This window comes from Chryseobacterium sp. AG844 (genome assembly GCF_003182335.1).
Taxonomy (GTDB): Bacteria; Bacteroidota; Bacteroidia; order Flavobacteriales; family Weeksellaceae; genus Chryseobacterium; species Chryseobacterium cupriresistens.
Window position 1 is genome coordinate 120,311 of sequence record NZ_QGTV01000010.1, and the last position, 26,869, is coordinate 147,179.

The 26,869-nt window shown below is 35.7% G+C and carries 29 protein-coding genes; 15 read left to right on the forward strand and 14 right to left on the reverse strand.

Annotation, left to right across the window (positions count from 1 at the left end):
* Window positions 1-45: 45 nt before the first annotated feature.
* The 5 genes from rpoN to DEU40_RS12070 form a co-directional block, all read right to left on the reverse strand.
* On the reverse strand, window positions 46-1,509 hold the full coding sequence (gene rpoN / locus DEU40_RS12050; protein WP_110010057.1) for an RNA polymerase factor sigma-54: 1,464 nt from the start codon (window positions 1,507-1,509) through the stop codon (window positions 46-48).
* 160 nt (window positions 1,510-1,669) lie between these two features.
* Window positions 1,670-3,118 carry an asparagine--tRNA ligase gene (gene asnS, locus DEU40_RS12055; protein ID WP_110010058.1) on the reverse strand — a complete coding sequence of 483 codons (1,449 nt, stop codon included), beginning with the start codon at window positions 3,116-3,118 and terminating at the stop codon, window positions 1,670-1,672.
* 738 nt (window positions 3,119-3,856) lie between these two features.
* Window positions 3,857-5,584 (reverse strand): helix-turn-helix domain-containing protein, encoded by a 1,728-nt coding sequence (locus tag DEU40_RS12060; RefSeq protein WP_110010059.1) that lies wholly within the window; start codon window positions 5,582-5,584, stop codon window positions 3,857-3,859.
* A 159-nt stretch (window positions 5,585-5,743) separates the two neighbouring features.
* Window positions 5,744-6,385 (reverse strand): hypothetical protein, encoded by a 642-nt coding sequence (locus tag DEU40_RS12065; RefSeq protein ID WP_110010060.1) that lies wholly within the window; start codon window positions 6,383-6,385, stop codon window positions 5,744-5,746.
* A gap of 18 nt (window positions 6,386-6,403) precedes the next feature.
* On the reverse strand, window positions 6,404-7,066 hold the full coding sequence (locus DEU40_RS12070; protein ID WP_110010061.1) for a hypothetical protein: 663 nt from the start codon (window positions 7,064-7,066) through the stop codon (window positions 6,404-6,406).
* 307 nt (window positions 7,067-7,373) lie between these two features.
* On the opposite strand from DEU40_RS12070, the gene DEU40_RS12075 reads away from it, so the two are divergent.
* The 5 genes from DEU40_RS12075 to DEU40_RS12095 all read left to right on the forward strand — a co-directional run bounded on the left by DEU40_RS12075 (window position 7,374) and on the right by DEU40_RS12095 (window position 12,947).
* A complete protein-coding gene (locus tag DEU40_RS12075; RefSeq protein WP_110010062.1) occupies window positions 7,374-8,303 on the forward strand; it encodes a helix-turn-helix domain-containing protein in 930 nt (309 codons plus the stop codon).
* Window positions 8,300-9,106 (forward strand): helix-turn-helix domain-containing protein, encoded by an 807-nt coding sequence (locus tag DEU40_RS12080; RefSeq protein ID WP_110010063.1) that lies wholly within the window; start codon window positions 8,300-8,302, stop codon window positions 9,104-9,106. Before DEU40_RS12075 ends, DEU40_RS12080 begins: the two co-directional genes overlap by 4 nt.
* Window positions 9,107-9,270: 164 nt before the next feature.
* Window positions 9,271-10,110 (forward strand): SDR family NAD(P)-dependent oxidoreductase, encoded by an 840-nt coding sequence (locus DEU40_RS12085; RefSeq protein ID WP_110010064.1) that lies wholly within the window; start codon window positions 9,271-9,273, stop codon window positions 10,108-10,110.
* Between the two features lie 170 nt (window positions 10,111-10,280).
* Window positions 10,281-11,195: a helix-turn-helix domain-containing protein gene (locus DEU40_RS12090; protein WP_110010098.1), complete on the forward strand. Its 915-nt coding sequence runs from the start codon at window positions 10,281-10,283 to the stop codon at window positions 11,193-11,195.
* A gap of 96 nt (window positions 11,196-11,291) precedes the next feature.
* Window positions 11,292-12,947 (forward strand): serine hydrolase domain-containing protein, encoded by a 1,656-nt coding sequence (locus DEU40_RS12095; RefSeq protein ID WP_110010065.1) that lies wholly within the window; start codon window positions 11,292-11,294, stop codon window positions 12,945-12,947.
* 147 nt (window positions 12,948-13,094) lie between these two features.
* On the opposite strand, the gene rimM is transcribed toward DEU40_RS12095, so the two are convergent.
* From rimM to DEU40_RS12130, 7 genes are all read right to left on the reverse strand, one after another.
* Complete coding sequence (gene rimM / locus DEU40_RS12100) at window positions 13,095-13,637, reverse strand: ribosome maturation factor RimM (protein WP_110010066.1); 543 nt, start codon at window positions 13,635-13,637, stop codon at window positions 13,095-13,097.
* Window positions 13,638-13,651: 14 nt separating this feature from the next.
* Complete coding sequence (locus DEU40_RS12105) at window positions 13,652-14,218, reverse strand: 30S ribosomal protein S16 (RefSeq protein ID WP_062673921.1); 567 nt, start codon at window positions 14,216-14,218, stop codon at window positions 13,652-13,654.
* A 114-nt stretch (window positions 14,219-14,332) separates the two neighbouring features.
* Complete coding sequence (locus tag DEU40_RS12110) at window positions 14,333-14,968, reverse strand: hypothetical protein (protein ID WP_181397964.1); 636 nt, start codon at window positions 14,966-14,968, stop codon at window positions 14,333-14,335.
* Window positions 14,919-15,428 (reverse strand): nitroreductase, encoded by a 510-nt coding sequence (locus tag DEU40_RS12115; protein WP_110010068.1) that lies wholly within the window; start codon window positions 15,426-15,428, stop codon window positions 14,919-14,921. The genes DEU40_RS12110 and DEU40_RS12115 overlap by 50 nt, the downstream gene beginning before the upstream one ends.
* 44 nt (window positions 15,429-15,472) lie before the next feature.
* Window positions 15,473-16,108, reverse strand: coding sequence for a DoxX family membrane protein (locus DEU40_RS12120; RefSeq protein WP_110010069.1), 636 nt, complete (start codon window positions 16,106-16,108; stop codon window positions 15,473-15,475).
* Between the two features lie 120 nt (window positions 16,109-16,228).
* Entirely contained in the window at window positions 16,229-16,678 is a 450-nt protein-coding gene (locus tag DEU40_RS12125; protein WP_110010070.1) for a hypothetical protein, read from the reverse strand.
* A gap of 138 nt (window positions 16,679-16,816) precedes the next feature.
* Window positions 16,817-17,341 carry an SRPBCC family protein gene (locus DEU40_RS12130; RefSeq protein WP_110010071.1) on the reverse strand — a complete coding sequence of 175 codons (525 nt, stop codon included), beginning with the start codon at window positions 17,339-17,341 and terminating at the stop codon, window positions 16,817-16,819.
* Between the two features lie 215 nt (window positions 17,342-17,556).
* Between DEU40_RS12130 and DEU40_RS12135 the strand changes: the two genes are divergently transcribed.
* The 10 genes from DEU40_RS12135 (at window position 17,557) to DEU40_RS12180 (ending at window position 24,828) form a co-directional block, all read left to right on the forward strand.
* Window positions 17,557-19,575, forward strand: a complete 2,019-nt coding sequence (locus tag DEU40_RS12135; RefSeq protein ID WP_110010099.1) for a M3 family metallopeptidase — start codon at window positions 17,557-17,559, stop codon at window positions 19,573-19,575.
* 17 nt (window positions 19,576-19,592) lie between these two features.
* The gene (locus DEU40_RS12140) at window positions 19,593-20,006 is read left to right on the forward strand and encodes a hypothetical protein (RefSeq protein ID WP_110010072.1); all 414 of its coding nucleotides are present in this window, start codon (window positions 19,593-19,595) and stop codon (window positions 20,004-20,006) included.
* Between the two features lie 86 nt (window positions 20,007-20,092).
* Window positions 20,093-20,512, forward strand: a complete 420-nt coding sequence (locus DEU40_RS12145; protein ID WP_110010073.1) for a DUF1801 domain-containing protein — start codon at window positions 20,093-20,095, stop codon at window positions 20,510-20,512.
* Window positions 20,513-20,597: 85 nt separating this feature from the next.
* Window positions 20,598-20,981, forward strand: coding sequence for a tetratricopeptide repeat protein (locus DEU40_RS12150; RefSeq protein ID WP_110010074.1), 384 nt, complete (start codon window positions 20,598-20,600; stop codon window positions 20,979-20,981).
* A 20-nt stretch (window positions 20,982-21,001) separates the two neighbouring features.
* Window positions 21,002-21,202, forward strand: coding sequence for a YqaE/Pmp3 family membrane protein (locus DEU40_RS12155; RefSeq protein ID WP_228406505.1), 201 nt, complete (start codon window positions 21,002-21,004; stop codon window positions 21,200-21,202).
* Window positions 21,203-21,365: 163 nt separating this feature from the next.
* Entirely contained in the window at window positions 21,366-21,686 is a 321-nt protein-coding gene (locus tag DEU40_RS12160) for an ArsR/SmtB family transcription factor (RefSeq protein ID WP_047378845.1), read from the forward strand.
* Window positions 21,687-21,752: 66 nt separating this feature from the next.
* Window positions 21,753-22,256, forward strand: coding sequence for an SRPBCC domain-containing protein (locus DEU40_RS12165; protein WP_110010076.1), 504 nt, complete (start codon window positions 21,753-21,755; stop codon window positions 22,254-22,256).
* Between the two features lie 2 nt (window positions 22,257-22,258).
* Window positions 22,259-22,672 (forward strand): SRPBCC family protein, encoded by a 414-nt coding sequence (locus DEU40_RS12170; protein ID WP_110010077.1) that lies wholly within the window; start codon window positions 22,259-22,261, stop codon window positions 22,670-22,672.
* A gap of 219 nt (window positions 22,673-22,891) precedes the next feature.
* Complete coding sequence (locus tag DEU40_RS12175; RefSeq protein WP_110010078.1) at window positions 22,892-23,623, forward strand: class I SAM-dependent methyltransferase; 732 nt, start codon at window positions 22,892-22,894, stop codon at window positions 23,621-23,623.
* 107 nt (window positions 23,624-23,730) lie between these two features.
* Window positions 23,731-24,828, forward strand: a complete 1,098-nt coding sequence (locus DEU40_RS12180; RefSeq protein WP_110010079.1) for a serine hydrolase domain-containing protein — start codon at window positions 23,731-23,733, stop codon at window positions 24,826-24,828.
* A gap of 19 nt (window positions 24,829-24,847) precedes the next feature.
* On the opposite strand, the gene DEU40_RS12185 is transcribed toward DEU40_RS12180, so the two are convergent.
* Together DEU40_RS12185 and DEU40_RS12190 are read right to left on the reverse strand one after the other, a co-directional pair.
* Window positions 24,848-26,254, reverse strand: coding sequence for an MFS transporter (locus tag DEU40_RS12185; RefSeq protein ID WP_110010080.1), 1,407 nt, complete (start codon window positions 26,252-26,254; stop codon window positions 24,848-24,850).
* Window positions 26,255-26,292: 38 nt separating this feature from the next.
* Window positions 26,293-26,856, reverse strand: coding sequence for a TetR/AcrR family transcriptional regulator (locus DEU40_RS12190; protein WP_110010081.1), 564 nt, complete (start codon window positions 26,854-26,856; stop codon window positions 26,293-26,295).
* Window positions 26,857-26,869: the final 13 nt, after the last annotated feature.

A 26,869-nucleotide genomic window follows, 5' to 3' on the forward strand; every position in this document is an offset into this window, starting at 1 on the left:
ATTAAAAAACAAAAAGCATTTCAGTCTGAAATGCTTTTTTATATTTTAAAGTTCTTTTCTTAATCTTGCGACAGGAATATTGAGCTGTTCACGATATTTTGCAATCGTTCTTCTGGCAATATTATAGCCCTGCTCTTTCAGGATCACCACCAACGCATCATCTGTTAGCGGCTTTCTTTTATTTTCTTTACTGATCACTTCCTGAAGATGGGTTTTGATCTCTTTGGTAGAAACTTCTTCTCCATCGTCATTGGTTAAACTGTCTGAGAACAGATCTTTAAGGTATACAATCCCGTTAGGCGTATCAGCATATTTGCTTTTTACCACCCTTGAAATGGTAGAGATATCAAAACCTGTAATATCAGCAACATCTTTTAAGATCATCGGTTTCAGAGACTTTTCGTCACCTGTAATGAAATAGTCCTTCTGGAACTTTACAATCGCTGTAATCGTTTGTAATAAGGTATTCTGGCGTTGATTAATTGCATCAATATACCATTTTGCAGCATCCAGTTTTTGCTTGATAAATAAAGCAGCCTGCTTGTGTTCCGATGAGTTTTTATCATGGGAATAGGTTGTCAGGATATCTTTATATTCTTCAGACACTCTTAAAGTAGGCGCATTTTTGCTGTTCAGCATAGGAATTACCTGCCCATCTTTCACCTGAATCACAAAGTCCGGAATAATTTCCTGATTGATCGTAATCGTCTGGGTATCAAAGTTTCCTCCAACTTTCGGAGATAATTTTGAGATTTCATCCAGCGCATCTTTCAGATCATCTTCTTCAATATCATATTTCTGAATGATCTTGTTATAGTGCTTATTGGTTAAGGCGTCAAACTGATGTCTTAAGATATTGGCAGCCAAAGAAACAGCTTTATCAGAGCTTACTTTCTTTTCGATCTGCAGTAAAAGACACTCCTGAAGACCTCTTGCTCCCACTCCCGGCGGATCCAGCTTCTGAACATAATTTTCAAGGATATCTTCCACTCTTTCTTTAGTGGTATATATTCCCTGTGAGAAGGCAAGATCGTCAACAATTGATTTGATCTCTCTTCTCAGGTATCCGTCTGTATCTAAATTTCCGATAAGGTATTCTGCAATCTTAAGATCTTCCTCACCGATATTCACCAGGTGAATCTGTTCTGTAAGATAATCATATAAGGACTGTCCTTCCGTTAAAAGACTCTCATTATCAAATTCTTCATCATCCGGAGAATAGTTACTGGATGCGGTTTTATAGCTGGGTTCATCGTCATAGATATATTCGTTGACGTCGAAATCTGTCTCAATGCTGTCTGTACCCTCATCCTGATAAGCGTCTTCAAGGGAAGAATAGTCATCTTCCTTAGAATCTTCTTTTGCAATTTCCAAAGCTGGGTTTTCTTCCAACTCTCTCTCCAACTCCTCTTCAAATTCAAGAGTATGAAGCTGAATAAGCTTCATCAACTGAATCTGCTGAGGGGCCAGCTTCTGTCCTAATTTGAGTTGTAAGTGTTGTTTAAGCATATTCTTATTTGGCGTTTTAACATAACATATTCTACGAATTTAATAAATTTATTTGACAAAAAACACATTTAGCATGATTTTTGCATTACTTGTCCTAATATAATAAACTATTAAAGAATAAAAAAAGCCTTAACTTGTGATTAAGGCTTTTTTTATTGTTCTAGAATTCAGCACTTTTCGGTGTTCTAGGGAAAGGAATTACGTCTCTGATATTCGTCATTCCTGTTACGAAAAGAACCAGTCTTTCCAATCCTAAACCGAAGCCTGCATGCGGTACAGAACCGAATTTTCTGGTATCAAGATACCACCAAAGTTCATGCTCATCTACGTGCATATCTGCCATTTTCTGTTTTAAGACATCTAATCTTGCCTCTCTCTCAGATCCTCCGATGATTTCACCAATACCAGGGAAAAGAACATCCATAGCAGCAACGGTTTTGTTGTCATCGTTCAGTTTCATATAGAAAGCTTTGATTTCTTTCGGATAGTCAAATAATACTACCGGGCTTTCAAAGTGTTTTTCAACAAGGTATCTTTCATGCTCAGACTGAAGGTCTGTTCCCCATTTTTCAACAGGGTAAACAAATTTTCCTTTTTTATTTTCTTTAGAGTTCAATAAAATTTCGATCGCCTCCGTATAGCTTACACGCTTGAAACGCTTCGCTACCACATTCTGAAGTTTTTCGATAAGACCTTCTTTTGCTCTTTCTTTTTCCGGTTTTGTCTTTTGTTCTTCCGCAAAACGGTTATCCAGGAACTCAAGATCATCTTTGCAGTTATCCAATACATACTGGATCACATATTTTAAGAAATCTTCCGCAAGGTCGATGTTATCTTCAAGGTTGTTGAATGCTACTTCCGGCTCAATCATCCAGAACTCGGCAAGGTGTCTTGTCGTGTTGGAATTTTCAGCACGGAAAGTAGGTCCGAATGTATAAATTCTTCCCAATCCCATAGCTGCAGTTTCTCCTTCAAGCTGTCCTGAAACGGTAAGGTTTGTTTTTTTACCGAAGAAATCCTGTGCAAAATCAATTTCACCTTCTTCAGTTTTCGGCATGTTGTTCAGATCAAAGTTGGTTACCCCAAACATTTCACCTGCACCTTCTGCATCTGCTCCTGTAATGACTGGTGTGTTGATATAGAAAAACTGATTCTGGTTGAAGAATGAGTGAACAGCAAAACTTACTGCGTGACGCACTCTGAACACCGCTCCGAAAAGGTTTGTTCTGAATCTTAAGTGAGCCTGCTCACGAAGTTTCTCAAGACTGTGTTTCTTAGGCTGAAGAATTGTACTCTGAAGTTCTTCTGTAAAGTTATCTCCTAAAATAATGATCTTTTTAGCAATAATTTCCACAGATTGTCCTGCTCCCTGGCTTTCCACCACTTCTCCTACCACTTTCAGGGAAGAAGCCGTACTGATATTCTTGATGATTGCTTCATCAAAATTTTCGAAATCAACAACTATCTGCAAATTATTAATCGTAGAACCATCATTAAGCGCAATAAAGCGATTAGCACGGAAGGATCTTACCCATCCGTAAACAGTAATGTCATGATGTAATACTTTCTTGTAATCCTTTAGGATTTCTTTGATCGTTTGCTTTTTCATTTGTTGATGATAAATTTTTTATATAAAAATTAATGTCTGCAAAGTTACAAAAAAACAGCGCAACTTGATGATTGCGCTGTCTTTAAAAATCATTTAACTGGTATTTAAACTCTCAGTTCAGGAAATTCACCTTCTCTTCTTCGAACTCTTCTTCATTTTCAGGTACATTTCCACTCAATATTATCCTGAACTTCAATAAAATCCGGAATACCCGGAATGAACACTTCACTATCACTTTTAAAAAGAATAAAATATGATTTTATTCTGAGTTTTCATGGAATTAGTTATTGAAATGGTTATTAGTTTTTAGGTGATACGTTCGTGGTCATTACCGGGGCTTACATCCATTTTTAGACTATACTATACTTTTAAACTGTGGCGGATTCACCGGATTTATACTGTTTAATGATTTTTAAATGATCACTACACTTTATATTCTCAATTTCTAAACAAGTACTTCATTATTTACATTTAATTTTCTGGTTATTATTTCTGTTTTTATCCTCATTTGTTATTCATTTTTCTGATAGAATTCCAGACCTGAATTTTAAATAATCAGGAGTTTGAAACTGATATCTTGTATTGTGCACATACAAAATAAATGGTTGTGTTTTTACCTGAAGCAAAGATGCAGGAAGTGGAAGAATGATACAAGTGAATGGTTTATAGATTCATAAATTTATATACCTAAAAACATGAATTTATAAACAATAAATAATTAAAAGCCAGTTGATTAAATTAATATGAAGACATATTTTCAATTTCTTTCAGATAGATAGAAAGTGGTGTTCCGGTTCTTTTTTTAAAGGCTAAAGTGAAAGCCTGTTCATTATTATACCCTAATTCTTCGGCGATAAAAGGAATTTTATAAGACCTGAACTTTTTGTCATTGGCCAGTCTGCTGATGGCATAATCAATACGAAGATCATTGAGATAGGTTGCAAAATTTTTCCCTTTGTAAGTATTGATAATTTCTGACAGATATTTTGAGTTTGTTTTTATTTTTTTGGCCAGACTTCCCAACGTGATTCCTTTATTCAAAAACTGATCATTGTTTTCAAATATTTCAAGTTCATGTAAAATATTCCTGGCAATATCTTCAGAAATAGTTCTTGATGCTTTATCTTCTGTATTTTCTGTGAGAAGAGGTTCTGATAAAATTTCCTTTTTAATTTCCCCGTCACTTTTTTTCCCTACCCTGTTTTCATTAACGGATTGAATAAGATCCTGAGCGATCTTTTTATAGTTCTTTTCAGATTTTTTATATTTAAAATAAACGTTTATAAACAGCAAATGGGAAATCAACAAAAGACTCAGCACGATATAAAAGAGGCTTTTTCTTTTTGTAATTTCATTGGTAATATCTTCTTTCTCCTGCTGCAACTCCGGAGTATCATATCTTCTGGGAAGCTCTCTGGAAATATACCTGAACTGAGTATACAGCACCTGATCCACTTTTAAAAAACGGTCCACATAATACAGCTGTTTTTCTTTATCATTATTTTCTTTATAATAATCAATCAGGTAAGTGTAAACATCTCTCAGCTCGGGATAAATATAATTCGTTTTAAGAACCAAAGAATCGATCCTGTGGAAAAATCCTGCTGCTTTTTCTTTTTCCTGAAGCCCGGCATAGGATTTCCCCAGATATAAAAGAGTGTAATTCTGGTCTCTCTTATCATTAGTATTTGTAAAGAAATATTTTTCGCACTCCAATAAGGCATTAATTGCTTTCTTATAATTTTTCAAATGCAGATGATAAGATCCCAGCAGCCCAAGGTTCTGATGATAGCGGTAAGCATCTTTGTTTTTTTGGGAATCCAGCATACCTTCCTGTATCAGCGCATAGGCAGAATCCATTTTATTGATCTCTATATAGGCGTCTGCCAGATTCAATTTAAGGGATTTCTTTTCATCTTCATTCATATAATCGGTATCATAAGCATAGTGCCTCAGTACTTTTGCTGTTTCCTGATGTTTTCCGATATAATTATTCAGGTAGGCAATATTGATATGTGCCATGGCAATCTGCCTTTTATTTCCCTTTTCTTTTGCATATTTTAATCCCAGGATATAATTGTTTAATGCAGCCTGGAGATTATCAGTCTTGAAATACAGGTTTCCTCTTAATAAATAGGTTCTTGCGGGATAGGTATTTTCTTTGGAATTCCTGGTGATCTGTTGTAAGCTGTCAAGATATTTTAATGCATTGGGTAAATCTTCGTCAAAATGAAGCATAACATATCCTTCAGCAATATGATTAACCGCTTTTTCAGATTTTGCCTTTTTAAGATAACTTTGTGCAATAATTTTACTGTTTCCCTCTCCCACACGGTTACTATAGAATTCTTTTTCCAATTCCTCATAAGTCCGTTGTCTCAGGTTATTTTTTTCTATACTTTGGGCTTTTGCATGAGAAAACACCATTCCCATAATCAAACACAGTAGTAAATATTTTATTTTCATCAGTCATCCTGGCTATATTACAAAAATATTATTTTTCTTCAGTAGATACACCACAGCTTTTGCTTTTTTCGTGTATTTATCCATATTTTCATTAGAAGTAATGGAAATTAATCAACAAAAAGAGAGAACAGCCTTAAAAAACTGTACTCTCTTCAAAAATTATTTCCATTCTACTTTACCTTCCATATAATATACCCTTCCGTTGTTTTCATAGAGAAGATCATATCCTTGAGAGGTCAGATAAAAATGACATACCTTCATTTCATTGTTTCTATCTCTGAATTGAATTACTGCAGGACACATTTTCGCCCTATCCATTTTCTTTACAATAAGATTAAAATTCTTCTGAATATTTTTCCTGCTATACAAGGACAGCATTCTGTCGTCAATAAAGCGGACATATTTCAAAGATGACAGAGGATAGGTAATTAATTTAAAGGGCTGTCCTGCGAGCTTCGCAGCATTCTCATTGAAAAAATTTGTGATCGAAATACTGTCCAAGGTAATACTTTTCACCACACTTGATTCATACCTTTGCCCATCCTCAAATTCCATACTGTAGATGGCTTCCATTTTAATGGCAAAACCTTTCCCTGACTTTCTTAAATCTGTCAGATCTGTAAATTCTTTTCCTTTTTTAATGACAATCAAAACATTCCCTTCTCCAAAATCACAGTCGTAATATTTTTTATAATCGAAAGATTCTTCAATATGAGTTTTCAAGGTATCATTCACTGTATTTTGTGAAAAAATACGTATTGACAGCATCAGTAAAAATAAGATCAGCATATAATTTTTCATGGCTTGATGATGTAATGGTTAAAACTTATTTTGGCGACTCTCCTGCAACGCCTCCTTTGTTTTCTGTTTCTTAAAATTCCAGTTGATAAGAGGAAGCTTCCTTCTTCCGTTCTCATTCCATCCACCAATCTGGATGCCCCGGAAATCCTTACACTGATTATACAAACCGATCTGGATTCCTCTGCATTTCTGCCCGATATTGGCCAATGGCGCTACAGAAACACCTTTCATCTCGTGATGCACATTAAAAAAGGGAGAAACAGACATTCCATTGGTCACCGCATACGTATTGATATTACTCGATACATTAATTTCCAGTCCGTTTGTGACGGTAGGTTCCATATTGATAAGCGACAACTGCAGACCGTTAATAGTATTCATTTTTTTGCGGGGAACAATTACATAATCATGATTTCCCGGTGGCTGTAAATTGAAAAGCATCAATGGCGGCAAGAAAATGCCCACAAAATTGAATCCCATGCCTAAGCCATTTACCTTTTTAGGCTTAAAATGATCTTCTTCATCATAATATTTAAATAAAATTCCGTTGACATTTTTTACAGTCTTTGAGGGTGAAGCGGCAATCAGTCTTGGTTTCAAAGAATCTACTTTCAGGTTGTCTGAGGCATACATCAGAGTATTGACTAAAAGAACTGCTATTAATAAGATCCGTGTTTTCATAACTCGTTATTTTAAAATTACAGTTCAAAATTATCGGCAGAAGATCCAGTTCCGAATGTGAAAAAAAATTAAAAAATATACCCGGTTTGTGAAAATCGCAAAATGCGGGTTGAAAGCCGGCAGAAGGAGCCTGCAGGTTATTTTCAGTGATCAATAGTAATAGTGATTATAAATCTGATTACTTTTAAATTGTTATTAATTTTTTGGACATGCAATTCTTCCCTTCTCCCAGCTTCCAGCCTTCTAAAAACAAAAAATCAAAAACTCTTTCCACAAAAAATACTACATTTGTGAAAATCACAAAACTATGCACCAGGAGGCTTTATTAAAGGAAATCCGAAGAAAAATTGGTGAGAAATCTTTGAATGATGAGATCGCCAACATTCTTAATATCAGTTATGATGCCGCTCACAGAAGAACTTCTATGAAAGCCAAGTTCAGTTTTGAGGAAGCATTGGAGCTCGCCAAATACTATCAGATCTCATTGGATCAGTTTCTGGGAACGGAAAATCAATTGGTTGTCAAAAGAACACAGCCTGTAAAAACAACGGAAGATCTTTTAAACTATTTTGAAAACTCTCTGAAGATTTTGAATGTTTTTCAGAACATTAACAATTCCAAAGTATTTTATTCTGCAAAAGATATCCCGTTTTTTTATACCATTTCAGATTCAATGTTATCCCGTTTCAAGTTTTATGTATGGATGAATTTACTGAATCAGGATAAGTTCTTAAGCCCTTTCCATAAGTTTACTATGGAATACCATTCTATAAAAAACGAGATGCTGAAAGATCTTTATGATAAACAAAATGTAACGGAAATATGGAATGACACTACCATTATGAGTGTATTGAGACAAATTTCGTTCTATTATGAAATGGGATTATTAAAGAAAAATGAAGTGGATCTTATTCTTGAAGACCTAAGAACATTACTGGAAGAACTGGAGACTAAAACGCTGGAAAAAAATAATTTTCAGATCTATGTCAATGATTTAGTAATTTTAAACAACAGTATTTTATTCAAAAATGAAGAACAGTGTTCCTTTTTTGTGCCTTTCAGCATGTTTGGGTATATGATGACCAATGATAAAATGACGTGCGAAGATTCTCTGAGCTATTTTGAACATCAGATCAAAAACTCAAGATCACTGAACGAATCCGGAAACAGAGAGAGGAAAATATTTTTTAATAAGATGTATGAACAGATCGACAGATTAAAACAAAATTTATCATGAACAGTCTTCGTAGCGGCGAATATTTCGGGGAAACCAATCAAATGGTCAATTTGGAAGGATTGACCATCACCGATACGGAGTATACTCATCCTTACGTAGACTGGCATTATCATGAAAATGCTTATTTCACTTTTCTTCTACAGGGCAACATGACAGAAGGAAACAGGAAAGAAACCTACGGCTGTTCTGCAGGAACATTATTGTATCATCATTGGGAAGATCCACACTATAATAGTAAACCTGATATTTTCACAAGAGGCTTTCATATTGAGCTTTCGCAAAGCTGGTTTGATCGGTTTGATATTCAGAAAAATAAAGTGGAAGGAAGTTTTAATATCAAAAACCCTGCTTTAAAATTATTGGCCTATCAGATATTCAGGGAAAGCAAAACCAATGATATTTCTTTTGATCTAAATATTAATCAGTTATTACTGCATCTTTTCAGCCAATTAACTCATCAGAAGGAAAATACAGAAAGAAAACCTTTGTGGGTAGGCCGGATCAATGAAATTCTGCATGAAAGCTTTACAGAAAATCTCAGTCTTACGGAACTTTCCAAAACACTGAACATCCATCCTGTTCATCTCAGCAGGGATTTCAATAAACATTTCCATTGCAATCTGGGGGAATATCTCAGAAAATTAAAGATTAATAAATCAATGGAACTTCTCAATTCACCTTCTTCTTTAACGGATATTGCTCTGGAATGTGGTTTTTCAGATCAGAGTCACTTTATCCGATGTTTTAAAGAAAATATCGGAATTACTCCTTTGAAATACAGGAATCTGTTGAAAAATCATTGAAACTTGATTGTTGAGATTCTTCATTACATTGCATTTCATTGAGACTGACACGCGTTAAATAACATCATTCACGATTTGGATACATCATTCCCCGATTTGGATACATTTCCCTTTTCGTAAGTTTTCATCTTTGTACCATCATTTAAACAAAAAAATATTTAAAAATGGAAACAAAAAAAGTATGGTTCGTGACAGGAGCTTCAAAAGGCTTAGGGTTCGAGCTGGTGAAAAAATTACTTTCAGAAGGATTTCAGGTTGCTGCAACAAGCCGTACCGTTGAATCCCTGATCTCCACCATTGGAGAAAGTTCAGAAAACTTCCTTCCGCTCAGCGTAAACATCACAGACAATAATGATATCAAATCTGCTATTGAAAAAACAGTAAACCATTTCGGACAAATTGATGTAGTGGTCAACAATGCAGGCTACGGCCAGATCGGAACGCTTGAAGAACTTACTGATGAGGAAGCAAGAGAAAATTATGCTGTAAATGTTTTCGGAACTTTAAATGTGATCCGAAACGCCATGCCTTATCTGCGTAAACAAAGGTCAGGAAACATTTTCAATATTTCTTCTGTCGGAGGATATTCTGCTAATTTTCCAGGCTGGGGAATCTACTGTTCTACAAAATTTGCGGTTGCCGGATTTACGGAAGCTTTGGCTGAAGAAGTAAAAGATTTCGGAGTTCATGCTACCGTGGTTTACCCGGGATATTTCCGTACCGATTTTCTAACTAAGGATTCTGTGAAAACGCCTGCCAATCCTATCCAGGCTTATGAAGCAGCGAGAAATTCGGAACAGGTTCACCTTAATGAAATCAATGGAAATCAGCCTAACGATCCTGAAAAAGCAGCGGATGTTCTGATTCAGATCAGTAAAGAGAAAAATCCTCCGGTACATTTATTATTGGGTGTAGGAACGATGGAATTTCTGAATAACAAAATTGATATTTTAAAGAAAGATGCTGAGAAATGGGAAAGCCTGACTGTTTCTACTGCAATTTAATAAAATAATCATGTCTTTCGACTCCGCTCAGGATGACATTTCTAATACTGAATGTTTTAATTTATATTCCTGAATTCAATATAAAATTTTAATGAGGTCAGTCTTAGCGGAGCCGAAGACTTTTTGAATCAATGTGTTATCATTTTGAAAAAACAACTAAATTAGCTATTATGAAACAACCTGTTCGTTTTAATTCTATATCCGATTTTCATGCTTTCTGCGGACTTCCGAATCCTGAGCATCCGCTGATCAGCCTGATCGATTACAGCAAGGTCCGGTATGTTGTGGAAAATGAAGAATTGAGATGGATTCAGAATTTTTATTCCATTGGTTTGAAAAAAAATGTTACTCCAAAGTTCAATTACGGGCAGCAACAATATGACTTTAACTCCGGAGTGCTCTGTTTCGTTTCCCCGCAACAGTATTTAAGCCTGGAAATCAATCCGGATATAGAAGCAGAACCTACAGGATATTTATTGCTTATCCATCCTGATTTTCTGTGGAATACTTCATTAACCCGGAAAATAAAGTCTTACGATTTCTTTAGTTATAAGGTGAAAGAAGCACTTTTCCTTTCTGATAAGGAAGAGAAAATTCTTGTTGATCTATTTAAAAATATCGAACGGGAATATATGGCCAATATTGATAAATTCACACAGGATCTGATTATTGCCCAGATTGAATTGTTACTGATTTATTCAGACCGCTTTTATGAAAGGCAGTTTTTCACCAGAAAAAAATCAAGCCACGAATTGTTATATAAATTTGAAGACATTCTTTCTCAATATTTTGAAAACGGAAACCTCCTTGAAAACGGAATTCCCACAGTGAAATGTATTGCCGGGCAGATGAATATTTCACCTAATTATCTTGGAACGCTTTTACGTCTTCACACCCGGCAAAATACACAGCAGCATATTCAGAATAAATTAATTGATGCAGCAAAAGAACGTTTAAGCACCACCAGTTTGTCTGTCAGTGAAATTGCTTATGAGCTGGGCTTTGAGCATCCGCAGTCTTTCAGCAAACTTTTTAAGCAAAAAACAAATCAGTCACCAGGAGAATTCAGAAAGCTTTTCAATTAGCACTGCTTTGTAATGATCATTATAAAAAAGCAATGTTAATTTCATTCTATTTCACTCTAAAGAAGTTTATTATTTTTGATTAAATACTTCTTTGATATGAAATCATTTCTACTATTGATCTTTATTTTTATATTTTGTCTACATCACGGGCAAAACAACAATATTGTCAATCCTGAAAAAATTGAAAATCCGGTTCAGAAAAAAAATAATGGAAGGATTCTTTTTCTTTCACAAAATACGCCGCTGGAAAACCTGAAAGATTCAGATATTCTCACTTCTGCGGTATTTCAGGAAAACGGAGATCTTGGTATTCATGCTTTTTTTGATAACTCGCTGATCAATTATCTTCATCAGCTTGAACCCGGCTTGACTGTGGATGAATTGTTGAAAAAAGGAAATTATCAATTCTCATTTTATGTAGACGGAAAACTTATTTATCAGGAAAATCTCAATACAGGAGCGGGAACTTCCGACCATAAAAAATTCAAAACCAGCTTACGAATTCCTCTTCTCAGCAGTAAAAATGAAGATTCATGGGGAAGATATTTATGGATGCGTTTTTATATGGCTCACGACGGAATTGATGCACTTTCAGCAGGCAATCATGTTCTAAAAATTGAAATCCGCCCTTATTACCTTACCACTTCCACGATCATAACGGGATCAGTCATTGCAGAAGGACAAATCAATCTCACTGTTCCTGCTCAAAACACTACAGAGCAGCAAATCGCCATTCAACCTATTCAGTCCAATAGCGGTTGGAATATTTCACAGGAAAGAATCAATACGGAAAGCATCAGAACTCTGAATAAGAAAATTGCAGAAAACAGGTTCAAAAATATCACCGGAATAGCTGTTATAAAGGAAGGAAAATTACTTATTGAAGAATATTTTAACGGATCCGGAAGAGATTCATTACAGGATACGCGCTCTGTTGGGAAATCTTTTTCTTCTGCTTTAACGGGAATTGCAATCCAGGATGGATATTTAAAAAGTGAAAATCAAACTCTGAAAGAATTTTATGATCTTAAACTTTTTAAAAATTATTCTTCTCAAAAAGAAAACATTACTATAAAAAGCTTACTGACAATGAGTTCGGGATTTGACGGAAACGATGAAGATTCTGATTCTCCGGGAAATGAAGAAAATATGTACCCGACAGAAAACTGGGTAAAGTTTACGCTGGATCTGCCTTTGACAGGGAATAAAATCGGTAAAAACTGGAGTTACTTTACGGCAGGTGTTGTATTATCCGGAGATATTTTGGATAAAACAGTTCCAAAAGGTTTAAAAAATTATGCAGATAAAACATTATTCCAGCCACTCGGAATCACCCGCTATAAATGGCAGTTTACACCACAGCAGAAGCCTTCTTTGGCGGGAGGACTCCGTATGAGACTACTGGATCTTGCAAAATTCGGACAGTTGTATAAAAATAATGGCAACTGGAATGGAAAAACGATATTGAGTAAGGAGTGGATTAAAAAATCCTTCACCAATTATTTTCCTGATCATCCTGATTTCGAAGGATATGGCTATCTGTTCTGGCGAAAGATTTACAAGGTGGGAAACAAAAGTTATGAAGCTTTCCAATCCAGTGGAAATGGAGGAAATAAGATTATTATTTTCACTCAGATACCAGTTGTCATAGTAATTACAGCGCAAGCCTACAACAAGCCCTATGCACACCAGCAATCTGAAAAAATAGTACAGGATTATCTTTTACCCGCCTTAAAAATGAGTAATGAATAATCAGTAATGAGTAATGTAGAAAAGTGAGAAAGAATAGCTTATTGCTTATTGCTTATTGCTTATTGCTTATTGCTTATTGCTTATTGCTTATTGCTTATTGCTTATTGCTTATTGCTTATTGCTTATTGCTTATTGCTTATTGCAAAGCTATTCGTCTTTTTTTGAAGGAACTAGAAAAACATCAATAAGACCTTCAGGAAGTTCCATTTTGATGATTCTTTCTTCTCTGTCTACCTCAAGAATCCAGTCTTTGATCATTGGAATAACCACTTCTTTTCCATCCAGATTGGTAATGAAATACACCTGTGCTGTCTGATCGTTCACAGATCTGATCACGCCACAGTTGTTATCATTCTGATCAAGAATTTCAAATCCGATGATTTCGTGGTAATAGAATTGTTTTCCTGAAAGTTTAGGCAGTGAAGCAAGCGGAAGGTAAACACTTTTACCCAGCACCTGATCTACCATAGCTTCAGAAGAGTTTTTGAATGCAAGATTCAGAGCATCCAGTTTGCTCCATGATGATTTTTCAATAAAAAATGGAACCAATAATCCGTTGATTTCAACGAATATTGATTCCAATTTATTGTAAAGCTCGGGTTGATCGGTATCCAATTTAAGGATAACGTTACCCGCAAGTCCGTGTCTGCGTGTGATTTTTCCTAAAAAATAGCAATCTTCTTTACGCATAACAGGTTTTGTTCTTAAGCTTCAGTGTTTTCTTCAGTTTCAGCAGCAGGAGCTTCTCCTTCTGTAGCTTCGGCAACAACTTCTTCAGCAGGTGCATTAGCAGCTTCTTCAGCAGCTTTAGCATCAGCTTCAGCTTGTGCAGCAGCAGCAACTCTAGCTTCGTTTACTTTTACTTCAGCTTCTAAAGCAGCTTTCTTAGCATCAGCTTTAGCAGTAGCTAAACCTTCTACTTTACCTTGTACTTTAGCATCTTTAGCTTCTACCCAAGCATTGAATCTTTTTTCAGCTTCAGCTTCGTCAAAAGCACCTTTAGCTACACCACCTTGTAAGTGTTTTTTGTAAAGAGCACCTTTGTAAGATAAAATAGCTCTAGCAGTATCAGTAGGCTGAGCACCGTTGTTTAACCACTTTACAGCAGAATCAACGTTCAATTCGATAGTTGCCGGGTTAGTAATTGGGTTGTAAGTACCTAGTTTTTCGATGAATCTACCATCTCTTCTAGCTCTGGAATCTGCAACCACGATGTGGAAAAAAGGTTTTCCTTTTTTACCGTGTCTTTGTAATCTGATTTTTACTGACATAATGTTTGAATTTTACGGGAACTCGTCCCAGTTAAATATTTAAGAGTGCAAAGATAGTAAAAAAGTTTGAAGTAAAGAGCTCTGAGTAAAAAGTTTTATAAAATTCATTATTTTTTAACTAATCAGTGCAAAAGAGAATACTGTTGAAATAATCACAGAAATTAAAACTGCCATAAAAACAACAAAATTATCTCTTGTTTTTCCTGTAATCCCATAGATCACCAAATAGTTGATGATATACGCAGGCACCAGTAGAAAAAATGAAAACTGCCCGGTAGATGTAAGCACAGCCTTAAAAAAAAGACTCCCGGTTACAGAAGCTATGATAAGCCCTAAAAGACTTTTAAAAATGATTTTCTCATCTATCTTATCATTTTCTTTGACTTTTGAAAACTGATCAAATTTATTCAGAATAAAAATCTTTAAATCGCTGCTGCCAATTATTTCTGAAGATATATTTTCAAGGATAACATCCATCTTTTCTCCCTTCTGTACCCTTTTGTGTATTTCAAAAGAAATTCTTCCTTTTTCTTTAACTACTATTTTTCTGTATTCTGCTGCTTTTACAAATTCATCATAATTGAATTTCTGACTGATGGCCTCACGCAACTCATCATTGACTTTTCCAGTATGATCTGTCATATGAACATAAGCGGCATGCAGATCTTCCTCATTATAATTTCTGTAAATATTCTTCATTTCAGACTTCACCCATATAGAAAAGCCCCAGACATTTCTGGTTTTCTTCAATAGTAAGAGATTCTTTCAGTTCGTCTACAATCTTGGGAGAACTCCAGTAACACCCGATATTATTTGCAGTGCAGGTAAGGTACATATTCTGAACTGCCATTGAAGTAGCTGCTATTTCTTCCCATTCCGGAACCATACCGCTGAAGTTGACAACAATGGAAACCACTACATCAGCTTTATTGATTTTGAAACCAATATCATTGTATTTTTTTTCCAGGAAAAGCTGTTCGGGGGTACTGGTTTTATAGATAGCCTGCATTTCTGCTGCCAGCTTAGTTTTTTCATCCCCTTTGAAGATTTTAAAACGCCATGGCTTGGTACGTTTGTGGTTCGGAGCCAATGTTGCTGCATGTAAAATTTCCTCCAAAACTTCCTGAGGAATTTCCGCATCAGTATAATCTTTCGGGAAAATACTTCTTCTCTCCTCTATAATTTCTTTTAAAATGGTTGCTTTACTCATACCTGCAAATTTACAACATGAAATTCAATCTTCATTTTAAAATGTTAAGGATGTACAGCCATTTTACGGTTTTTATACGCCTGATAATTGCTTACGATAAATGTTGCGGCAATGATTAAAGTAATCAGAATACTCAGCCATTTTTCATAGACTTGCCCTTTTGCCGGGTTCAGCATAAATAACACAATAAAACTTATGGAATATACTACCCCGGCAATGATCCATCTGTTGTCAGGATCCGGATATTCCTTCACCGTACTTGCTTTATTGTAATTAAAAACAGGAAGCAGTTTATGTTGATCCCAAATGACCAATATCAGTACGGCAACCATCATTAAGGAGGTGATTATCCAGGTTCCCGAAAAGGAAAGACTGAGGGTAATAACCCAGATATTACTCAATATAGCCAGAAACATCAATGCTCCCAGTGTTGCAAAGCGCTGTGTCATCAGTAAAATTCCGGCTGCCACCTGTGCCAGTCCTAAAAAATTCCAATACAATCCGGATTGATATAAAGCTTCAAAAAAATATCCTATCGGGTTATCAGTTGAAATTCTGGTAAACCTCTCTCCCATAAGCTTTATTAGACCTGATGGGAAAAAAGCAGAGCCTACGAGATAACGAAGGTGAATAATGATCCACTGATTAATTCTGCCTTTTCTTAATTGTTCAAATTTCATAGTATAGTATTTTGCATAACAAGGTACTAAATAAAAATAAAACTTCAAATATAAATCTGAAGTTAATCCTTATCCTGATGAATAACTGTATGCTTGAAAAGAGATATCGCTGAATCTTATTTACAGTACCTCTACAATCTTCTGATGGATTTTATTCAGGGTAAACTCGTCTCCGGGTTTCATTCCCATCATTTTTTTTGCCATAGGACTTTCAGGAGAAATGGCATAAAACCGGTCTCCTTCAAAAAAGAACTCTCCTAATGACACTGAAATATAAAACCTGGCCTTGTTGGTAATGACCAGTGAGCCGAGCTGCACTCTTACAGTAGCTGTATTGAGAACTTTTGCCATATTCCTCCTAAGATCATTCAATGCTCCGAGCTGCCGCTGCATCTGATAAATTTCCTCCTGCATCTCTTCTCTCATGCTGTCATATTTTGGTGTCTTTTTAATATCGCGGCTCGCTTCCAGGGTAAATTCTATAAAGTTTTTCAATTTTTCAATTTTCTCTGCGATGGTGGTCTTCACAAAGTCTCTGATATCACTTTTTTCAAATACAATCTTCTCCATATAATCTATTCTTTATATAAAGATAATATTTTTAGAATAATATTTCAATGACTTAACACAAAATAACGCTTCCTCAATCAACATGATGGGTAAAAAGAATTTAATAAAAAAGCCCTGTACATTGTACAAGGCTTCCTATTATTTTTCAGCAAGTTTCTTCAAATCTCCCAGTCCCTGGCTAAACATTTTGTCCATATTACTGTCCATCATAGGCTTCATGATTTTCATCATGGTATTCAGCTCATTATCTATCATCCAGGTCACTTTTGTACCGCTGCCCTCAGGAGTCAGTATGATATTACTTTTAGCAGTTCCCTCAAAAGGTTGTATGAAATGAAGCTGGGTTCCCAGTTTTTCATTCGGGATAATTTCTGTGATAGACTGTTCTCCTTCACTGCCGTCACCTTTCCAGTGATAAGAGTTGCCAGGCTGGTTACCCGCACCTGAATAAGTGACAGAAAAATTTTTGATTTCTTTAGAAAAAGGATCCCAGGTATTGTATGCTTGTAAAGAGCTGGTATGCTGCCATACTTTTTCCTTTGGAGCATTAATGACAATTGATTTTTCATAGTGATAATCTTTACTGAAAGCCAGCATGGCAATGACAGCATAGATAAGAATCAGTACGATGATAATACCGATAATTTTTAAGAGTGTTTTCATAGTCTGTATATTTAAGGTTACTTATTTAATGATGACTTTTTAAATCTGTTCTCAAAATTAAATATTCCCAGATCACTCCTTCTTTCCATATGACAAGATTAATTAAAGATAAGGTATTTTTGTCATACCACACCAGTAAGGCATTATTTTTGAGCGTTTCAGCTGTGATTCCCGATGAATCATTAAATTTACCTTATCTAAAAAAGATCAAAAAAATGAATATTTTAACAGAAAAATTTAACACTCCATATCATTCGGCTCCGTTCAACAGTATTAAAAATGAAGATTATCTGTCTGCATTTAAAGATTTAATTCAAAAATCTGAAGCGGAAATTGATGCTATTGTCAACAATCCTGATGCTCCCACATTCGAAAATGTTATTGAAGCTTTGGCCTATTCGGGAGAACAGCTGGATGTGGTTTCTAATATTTTTTTCAACTTAAATTCGGCAGAGACCAGCGATGAGATCCAGCAGATTGCCCAGGAGGTTTCTCCGATCTTAACGGAATATTCTTCAAAAATTTCTCAAAACGAGGCTCTTTTCAACAAAATCAAGAAAGTATATGATGAAAAGGGAAAATATAATCTTAACGAGGAACAGGAAATGCTTTTGAATGAGACCTACAAAGGTTTTGTAAGAAGCGGAGCTTTACTGAATGAGGAAGACAAAGAAAAATTAAAGAAAATCAGCATGGATCTTTCTGTAAAATCTTTACAGTTCGGACAAAATGTTCTGGCTTCTACCAATGCTTATTTTAAACATATCACCAATAAGGAAAATCTAGCAGGAATTCCTGAAGCCATCATGGATCAATATGCCGAAGAAGCCAAAGAAAGAAACCTTGACGGTTGGGTGGTCACGTTACAGTATCCAAGTTATATCCCGTTCATGACGTATGCTGAAAACCGTGAACTGAGAAAGGAACTGGCTTTGGCCAATGGTAAAAAATCTTTCGACGGTGGTGAATTTGACAATCAGAATTTGATTAAAGAACTTCTGAATTTAAAACAACAAAAAGCTGAACTTTTAGGATATAAAAACTACGCTGATTTCGTTCTTGAAGAAAGAATGGCCAAGTCTCCGGTGAAAGTTTTCGATTTTTTAAATGAACTTCTTACCAAAGCAAAACCTTATGCTGATAAAGAAATTGAAGAATTAAAATCTTTAGCAAAAGCCGACGGAATTGAAGAAATGCAAGGTTATGACCACGCATTTTATGCTGAAAAACTTCGTAAGGCGAAATTTGATCTTAATGATGAAGAATTAAAACCTTATTTTCCATTACATCAGGTTCAGGATGCTGTATTCGGGCTGGCTGGAGAACTTTTCGGACTGACATTTGAGGAAAGAAACGACATTCCGAAATATCATGAAGATGTAAAGGTATATGAAGTAAAAGAGAACGGAAATTACAAATCATTATTATATGTTGATTATTTTCCGAGAAAAGGGAAAAGAGCCGGCGCATGGATGACCAGCTACAAAAACCAGTATAAGCGAAACGGCGAAAATTCCCGTCCACATATTTCAATTGTCTGCAACTTCAGCAAACCGACAAAAGATACCCCTAGCTTATTGACCTTCCAGGAAGTGACGACTCTTTTCCATGAGTTCGGGCATGCTCTTCACGGAATGATGGCGGATACTCAATACCCTACTCTTTCCGGGACTTCTGTGAAATGGGACTTTGTGGAACTTCCATCACAGTTTCTGGAAAACTTCTGCTATGAGCCTGAGTTCCTGAAAACTTTTGCAAAACACTATAAAACAGGAGAAGTTCTTCCTGACGAAAAAATTGAAAAAATTGAGCAGTCCAAAAATTTCATGGAAGGTTACCAGACTTTAAGACAGCTAGGTTTCGGACTTCTGGACATGAATTATCACACTAAAGTGGCAGAACTGGAACATGAAAGTGTAAAAGAGTTTGAAGATAAATATACCAAAGCAACCACTCTTTATCCTTCGAATTCTGAAACAGCGATGAGCCCAAGCTTTTCTCACATTTTCCAGGGAGGATATTCGGCAGGATATTATTCTTACAAATGGGCGGAAGTTCTGGATGCTGATGCTTTCCAGTATTTCAAAGAAAACGGAATTTTCAATCCTGAGATTGCAGCCAAATATAAAGTATTGCTTTCTTCGGGCGGAACAAAAGATCCAATGGAGCTTTACAAAAGTTTCAGAGGCAGTGAGCCTAAAGTGGAAAGCCTGTTGAAAAGAGCATTTGGATAGGATATACCTTGAAAATTATGACAGAAGAAATCAACAAGTTAGAAGCTGTTTTTAATCAATCTTTAAAAACAGTTTTTGAACGTATAACTCCTGAAAAGATTGATGAAATTCTTGACAACAGAGATTCTGCAGAGTTTTCTGATGAATGGATGAAAGCCTATCAGGCAATTGAAGAAAAATCTTTAGATGAGGAAACAGAAGACAAAATAAGTGATATCCGGAAGGAAATTTTTATTTCCACCTTCAGAACCACCGGCTCTTCAGATCTTCCCGCTTATATTTCCGATGATTTTGGTTTGATCTGCTCTTACCATATTCATCAGATTGAAAATAGCTGGGTAACCAATTTGCTTTTCACTTATCTTCATCATCAGATTCCAGATGGTGAACTGCTGAAAACAGAGAAAACAATGAAAGAATTGATCCCATAGATCAGAAAACACAATAAAAGAACAGCGTTTGCTGTTCTTTTTGTTTTAAATTAGCCGCTCGAAAACCTCAAAATAATTCCTGATCCATGACCATTCAAGAACAAATCCAGGACTATATCAACAGTCAGCCGGAACTGAAACGCAATGATATGCAGGAACTCCACAACATTATTGTGGAACTCATACCGGAATGCCAGCTGTGGTTTCTGGATGGTAAAAACAATGAAAATAAAACAGTTTCCAATCCTAATATCGGATATGGATTTTATACATTACAATATGCTGACGGAAAGACCAGAGATTTTTACCAGATTGGGATGAGTGCCAATACTGCAGGAATTTCCGTTTATATTATGAATATCAGTAACAAAACTTACCTGTCAAAAACGTACGGAGAAAAGATAGGTAAAGCTGGTGTAACGGGATATTGTATTAAATTTAAAGCTTTAAAGGATATTAATATTGAAATACTGAAAGCTGCCATACTGGATGGACTCAAAGAATAACTTTTTTAATTCTGTAAAAAATAACCTATTTTTTCCAGGAAAGCTAAATTTGTACAGGAAGCGATCCATTTTGTAATTTTAAATAATGAGCACGATAAAACAAAGATTAGAAAACGTAAAAAAACTTCAGGCCAAAAGATGGGAAAACGAAGATCACTGGGATACTTTAAACGATCTGCTGATCAGGGAACTGGATGAAATCTTACTGGCTGAGCCTGACAACACTCCGGCTTTAATTAATATGGGTGCTGTTTATTCCGATATGGGAGAAAATGAAAAAGCACTGGAATATTTAAATACAGCATTAAATTTAGGTTCTGAAGACAAAAATCTGTTTGTCAATCTTTCCATTGTGCTTGTTTATATGGGAAAACATCAGGAAGAGTATCTTGAATATCTTGAAAAAGCTGAGGATAAAACTGAAGATCCTCTTACTTTTAAAGCATATTTTGATCCGCAATCCCTTTAAAAATCATTTTAATTACAATCATGTTACTGGCTATATTATTACCCTTTTTATCTTTTATCGTCCGGGGAAAAGTTTTCACCGGAATCATCTGTCTGATTTTACAAATTACCCTTATCGGATGGCTTCCTGCAGCAATATGGGCAGTCCTTTCTTTAAACAATGAAAGAGCTGACAAAAGAAATGACAGATTGATCAAAGCGATGCGGGAAAATAAAAAATAAAAACTGCTCAAACCCATTACAAACAACTGGTCTAAAACCAATTAACAGATATCAACTATTATTTCTTAGTTTTTGATTTATAATTTTTATCAAAAAAAATTGCGAAACCGAAAAGTTGCACATATATTTGCAACCATATGGCTTCATTTAAAAATCATCGTTTATGAGAAGAGATATTTTTCAGGCTATAGCAGATCCCACACGCCGGGCTATTATTGCACTGATCGCAGTACAGGCGATGACACCCAATGCCATCGCAGAACATTTTGATACCACCAGACAGGCCGTTTCAAAACATCTGAAAATTCTAACGGAATGTGAATTGGTAACCCAGAATCACCAGGGAAGAGAAATTTATTACTTTTTAGAAATTGATAAAATGAAAGAAATAGATCATTGGCTGGAACAGTTCAGAAAGATTTGGGAAAGCCGTTTCGAGCAGCTTGATACCTTACTGGCAACATTGAAAAGCCAGCAGAAATAAAATTCAGCAATGTAAAACCTCATATTTTCATCATTTTAATCCCAAAAAACTATAAAAAATATTATTATGAAACATCATCTTCAGTTCGATTTTCTGGCAGACAAGGAAAAGAACACCCTTACGATCAGACGTGAATTTATGGCAAACCGACAAATGGTTTGGGACTGTTACACAAAAAGTGAACTTCTTGACCGTTGGTTTGCTCCAAAACCGCTGACCGCTAAAACAAAGTCAATGGAATTCCGTGAAGGCGGGCACTGGCATTATGCAATGGTAGAGCCTAATGGAACAGAATACTGGGGCTGGGTGAGCTACCACACGATAAACCCAATAGATTCTTATACATCAGGTGATGCTTTTTGCAATGAAAAAGGAGAAATCAACACCCATCTTCCCCAGGCAGAATGGACAGTAACTTTCACTGATAAAAATGAAAATACCCTTGTAGAAACAATTGTACACTATCAGTCCTTAGCTGATCTGGAAACCATTATCGAAATGGGAATGGAACAGGGAATGATGGCAACTCTTGAAAAACTTGACGAATTATTATTAACATTAAAACCATAAAAATGAGCCACAAAATCACAGTTTCTGCAGCCATCAATGCAGATGCACAAAAAGTATGGAATTATTACACCCAACCAGAGCATATCACCCAATGGAACTTTGCTGATCCTTCCTGGCAATGTCCTTCCGCTTCAAATGATATGAAAGTCGGAGGAAAATATGCAGCAAGAATGGAAGCAAAAGACGGAAGTTTCGGTTTCGACTTTGAAGCTGTTTATAATGAAATAAAAGAAGGCGAAAACTTTACCTATACCATGCCGGACGGAAGACAGGTACATGTTGACTTTAAAGAAAACAATGGCCAAACCCATGTAGATGTAGCTTTTGATCCTGAAAGCCAGAATCCTGAAGAAATGCAGAAAGGAGGCTGGCAGGCAATTCTTGATAACTTCAAAAAGTATACGGAATCGAATTAAAAATTTTTAATCGGGAGTTGATATAAAGCTGGATGTTCTACATTCAGCTTTTATTTTTCAGGGATCGGAAACCTCTCATCTCTGATATTGTCGTAAATTTATATTTCAAAATCTGGAATATCTGAGATTAATATCAGAAAGAACAGTAGTCTTTGATCCTTGTCAAAGTTTAAAAACCTTTACAAAGATAGATAATGAAGAACCCAATTTTTTGAAGCTATGAAAGAAAATAAATACGACAACCCTTCATTTTTTGATCAATACGAGAAAATGCTCCGTTCTCAGATAGGATTAGAGGGAGCAGGAGAATGGCACACCTTAAAAAATATGCTGCCTGATTTTCAGGGAAAAAATGTTCTTGACCTTGGCTGTGGTTTCGGATGGCATTGCCGCTATGCGATAGAACACGGAGCAAAATCTGTAACCGGAATTGATCTTTCAGAAAAAATGCTGGCAAAAGCTATGGAAATCAATAATCTTGAAGGAATTCAATATGAAAGAAAAGCCCTTGAAGATGTTGACTATCCTGCAGAACAATTTGACATCATATTGAGCTCTCTCACCTTGCATTATATAGAATCATTCGATAGTAGCGTTCAAAATATTCATAAGTGGCTTGTTTCCGGCGGATCATTTATATTTTCGGTAGAGCATCCTGTTTTCACGGCAGAAGGCGGTCAGGATTGGGTATATGATAAAAATGGTGAAAAAACCTGCTGGCCGGTAGACCGTTATTTTGTGGAAGGAAAAAGGAACACTACTTTTCTGGGAGAACATGTCATCAAATATCACCGTACTTTAACTTCTTATTTAAATACATTATTAAAAGCAGGTTTTAAAATCAAAGAAATTATTGAACCTCAACCAGGCGAAGAGATGTTGAAAGAAATTCCGGAAATGAAAGAAGAACTCCGCAGGCCTATGATGTTACTGATCTCTGTATTGAAATAATTTTTAGATAATCAATTTTAAAATTTTACAAATAGAACACATCAAACTATATTGTATAACATAGTAATCAAAATAAATTATATCTTTGTATAACAAAATACATAGATATGATTATTAAAAAACTGATAACCCCTCTTGTTGTGCTTTCATTTTTAAGCAATACAACTCATGCTCAAAGACTATCAAAAGGATATGAAAAGAAGATTGACAGCATTATCCAGACTGAATTCGGGAATAAAAATGAGCCTGGTGGTGTTTTTCTCATTAGTCAGAACGGAAAAAATCTGTACCGGAAAGCATTTGGGAAAGCCAATCTTGAACTGAGCATTGATATGACACCGGATAATGTATTCCAAATTGGGTCAATGACTAAACAATTCACAGCAATAGCAATTCTGATGCTTGAGCAGCAGGGAAAACTTAATGTTGATGATCCTGTTTCCCAATACATCAAAGATTATCCCAACGGAGATAAGATCACTATTCATCAACTTCTAACCCATACTTCAGGAATTAAAGATTTTACAAAAATGAAGTCTATTTCTTCCATTGCTCAGAAAGAAATGAAACCTGAAGAAATGGTGAATTTTTTCAAAAATGAACCTGTAGATTTTGCTCCCGGAGAGAAGTTTGATTACAACAATTCCGGCTATATCGTTTTGGGATATATCATCGAGCTTGTTTCAAGAACTTCTTATGAAGATTTTATTAAGAAAAATATTTTTGAAAAAGCGGGAATGACTCATTCTTATTATGCTTCCGACAGAAAAGTTATTCCCAAAAGAGCTTACGGATATCACAAAAAAGAACAGGAATTTGTAAATAAAACCGTCATCAGTTTCACTGTTCCGTTTTCTTCCGGATCACTGATGTCTTCAGCAGATGATATGCTGAAATGGCAGCAGGCTTTAAGCCAAAATCTATTACTGAATTCAAAAGAAACCCAAAAGGCTTTTCAGAAATACAAACTGAATAATGGTGAAGAATTTACTTATGGCTATGGGTGGCATTTGAAAGCCATCAATGGAATTTCTGACCGCGAACACGGAGGAAGTATCTTCGGATTTAAAAGTATGGCAGTTTATGTTCCTGCTGAAGATGTTTATGTCATTGGGCTCAGCAACTGCGACTGCCACTCTCCTACTGAAGTGACTAAAAATATCGCAAAAGCAACTTTACATGAAATGAAAACCTCATCAAAATAACCTTAAAAACAAGTCGGTTTTATCTCCTAGTCTTCACTTCAGGAAGAACATGATCCGGAACTTTAAGAATACAGATCATTACCAAAATCAGACAGAGAATATTAATCAGCAAAGCAACAGAGAAAGCATTGTGATAATGTTGTGCATCAGGTTTTTCTCCAAGAAAATAATAGAAAACACTTCCTACAGCAACAATTCCGATAATGGCAGCAATCTGCTGAAAGGTATTATAAACACCTGAGGCATTGCCAATCAGCTTTTCAGACATTCCGGACAGGGCTATATTGGCCAGGGAAGGAATAACTGATCCTATTCCCATTCCATGTAAAAATAACAGCAGACAAAAAACAGGAAAATTCGTCTGCCTATTGAATAAAAACAATTGAAGGATTAGGATAACCATAATACAGCTAAGTCCTGCTATCAGGGATTTCTTTCCATACTTCAAAATCAGTTTTACAGAAACGAACGATGCCAGGATAAAACCTAACCCTTGAAAAACAATAATCTCCCCTGCATCCAACGGGCTGATCTTTAGTCCGTTCTGAAAGAAAAGGGACAAAATATAAAAATAGGAATCCAGCATAATAAAAAAGAAAGAAACCGCTATGATTCCGAGATTAAAATTTTTAAATCTGAATAATTCAAAATCAATGAGATAAGAACGATTATTGTGAATTCTTTTCTTCTGATTTTTTATAAAAGTGAATAAAATCCCGCCAGAAATAATCATTAAAGAAACATTTTTGAAATGCAGCCCTTCATGCTCAGATGTGGTTAAAGCATAAGTAGCACAGAACAATCCTGCAGAAAGAATCAGAACACCCGCCACATCAAAGGACTGTTTCACAGGAATTTTAGATTCTTCCAATAATTTCAAGGTAAGAAAAACTGCCGGCAGGCCAATTGGAATATTGATCAGAAAAATGAGTCTCCAGGGTTCATCCATCATGCTCAGAGACGAAAAATAACCACCCAGAAACTGTCCCAAAACAGTTCCTATCCCAATGGTTATCCCGTACCCGCCCATCGCTTTGGTCCGTTCGTGATGATCAGGAAACAGAATCTGTATCATAGAAAGTACCTGGGGCGCCATCATTGCTGCACTGATTCCCTGTACAAATCTTGAAATAATCAACTGACCTGCTCCTGCAGAAAATCCGCACACCACCGAGCTTATCATAAAAGCCAATAACCCGATCATATAGATCTTTTTTCTCCCGTACAGATCACCCAATCGCCCTCCTGTAATGAGTAAAGAAGCAAAACCGATAAGATAAGCTGCAATCATCAGCTGCATTTCTCCGTTGGAAGCCTGAAGATCACGCTGTATGGAAGGTATGGATACATTAATGATAAAAATATCCATAATTGTCAGCAACTGACCAAATAGCACTACCAATAATTTCAAATACTTACGCTTCATTTTTATATAGATATATCTATTTTCAATAATTTAAAAAATTAAGGTAATAAGCCCTGTATCATTTTTTTCACCTGATCAAATGAATCGTTCTGTCTGTTGATTGTGGAAGTAACAACCGCTCCTTCTATTAAAAGGAAAATATTTTCTGTTACTACATCCGGATCTGTCAGTTTTGTTTCTGCTGTGTATTCGTTAACGATTGCTTTAATCAGCTCTTTTTGTTTTTCTTTATGTTGTTTTGCAAAAGCAGAAACGGCAGGATTTCCCTCTCCGGTTTCAGAAACAATTTTAATGAAATGACAGCCTGCAAACTTTGAAGTCTGCTGGAGTTTCTTCCGGTAATCAATAAGTGCAAGAATCTTTTCTTTCGGGTCTGAAATTTTGGATGTACTGTTTTCAAATCCTTCAAACCATTCATGCTCTTCTTTAACAAGATAAGCCTGGAGAAGATCATTTTTAGAGGAAAAATGATTGTATAAAGACCCAATGGCAATATCAGCTTCCGCAATAATCTGGTTGATTCCTGTAGAATTATACCCTTGTTTGTAAAACAGATCTGAAGCAACCCTGATAATCCTTTCACGTACTTTTTCCTTTTTCATCTTGAAAATTTTT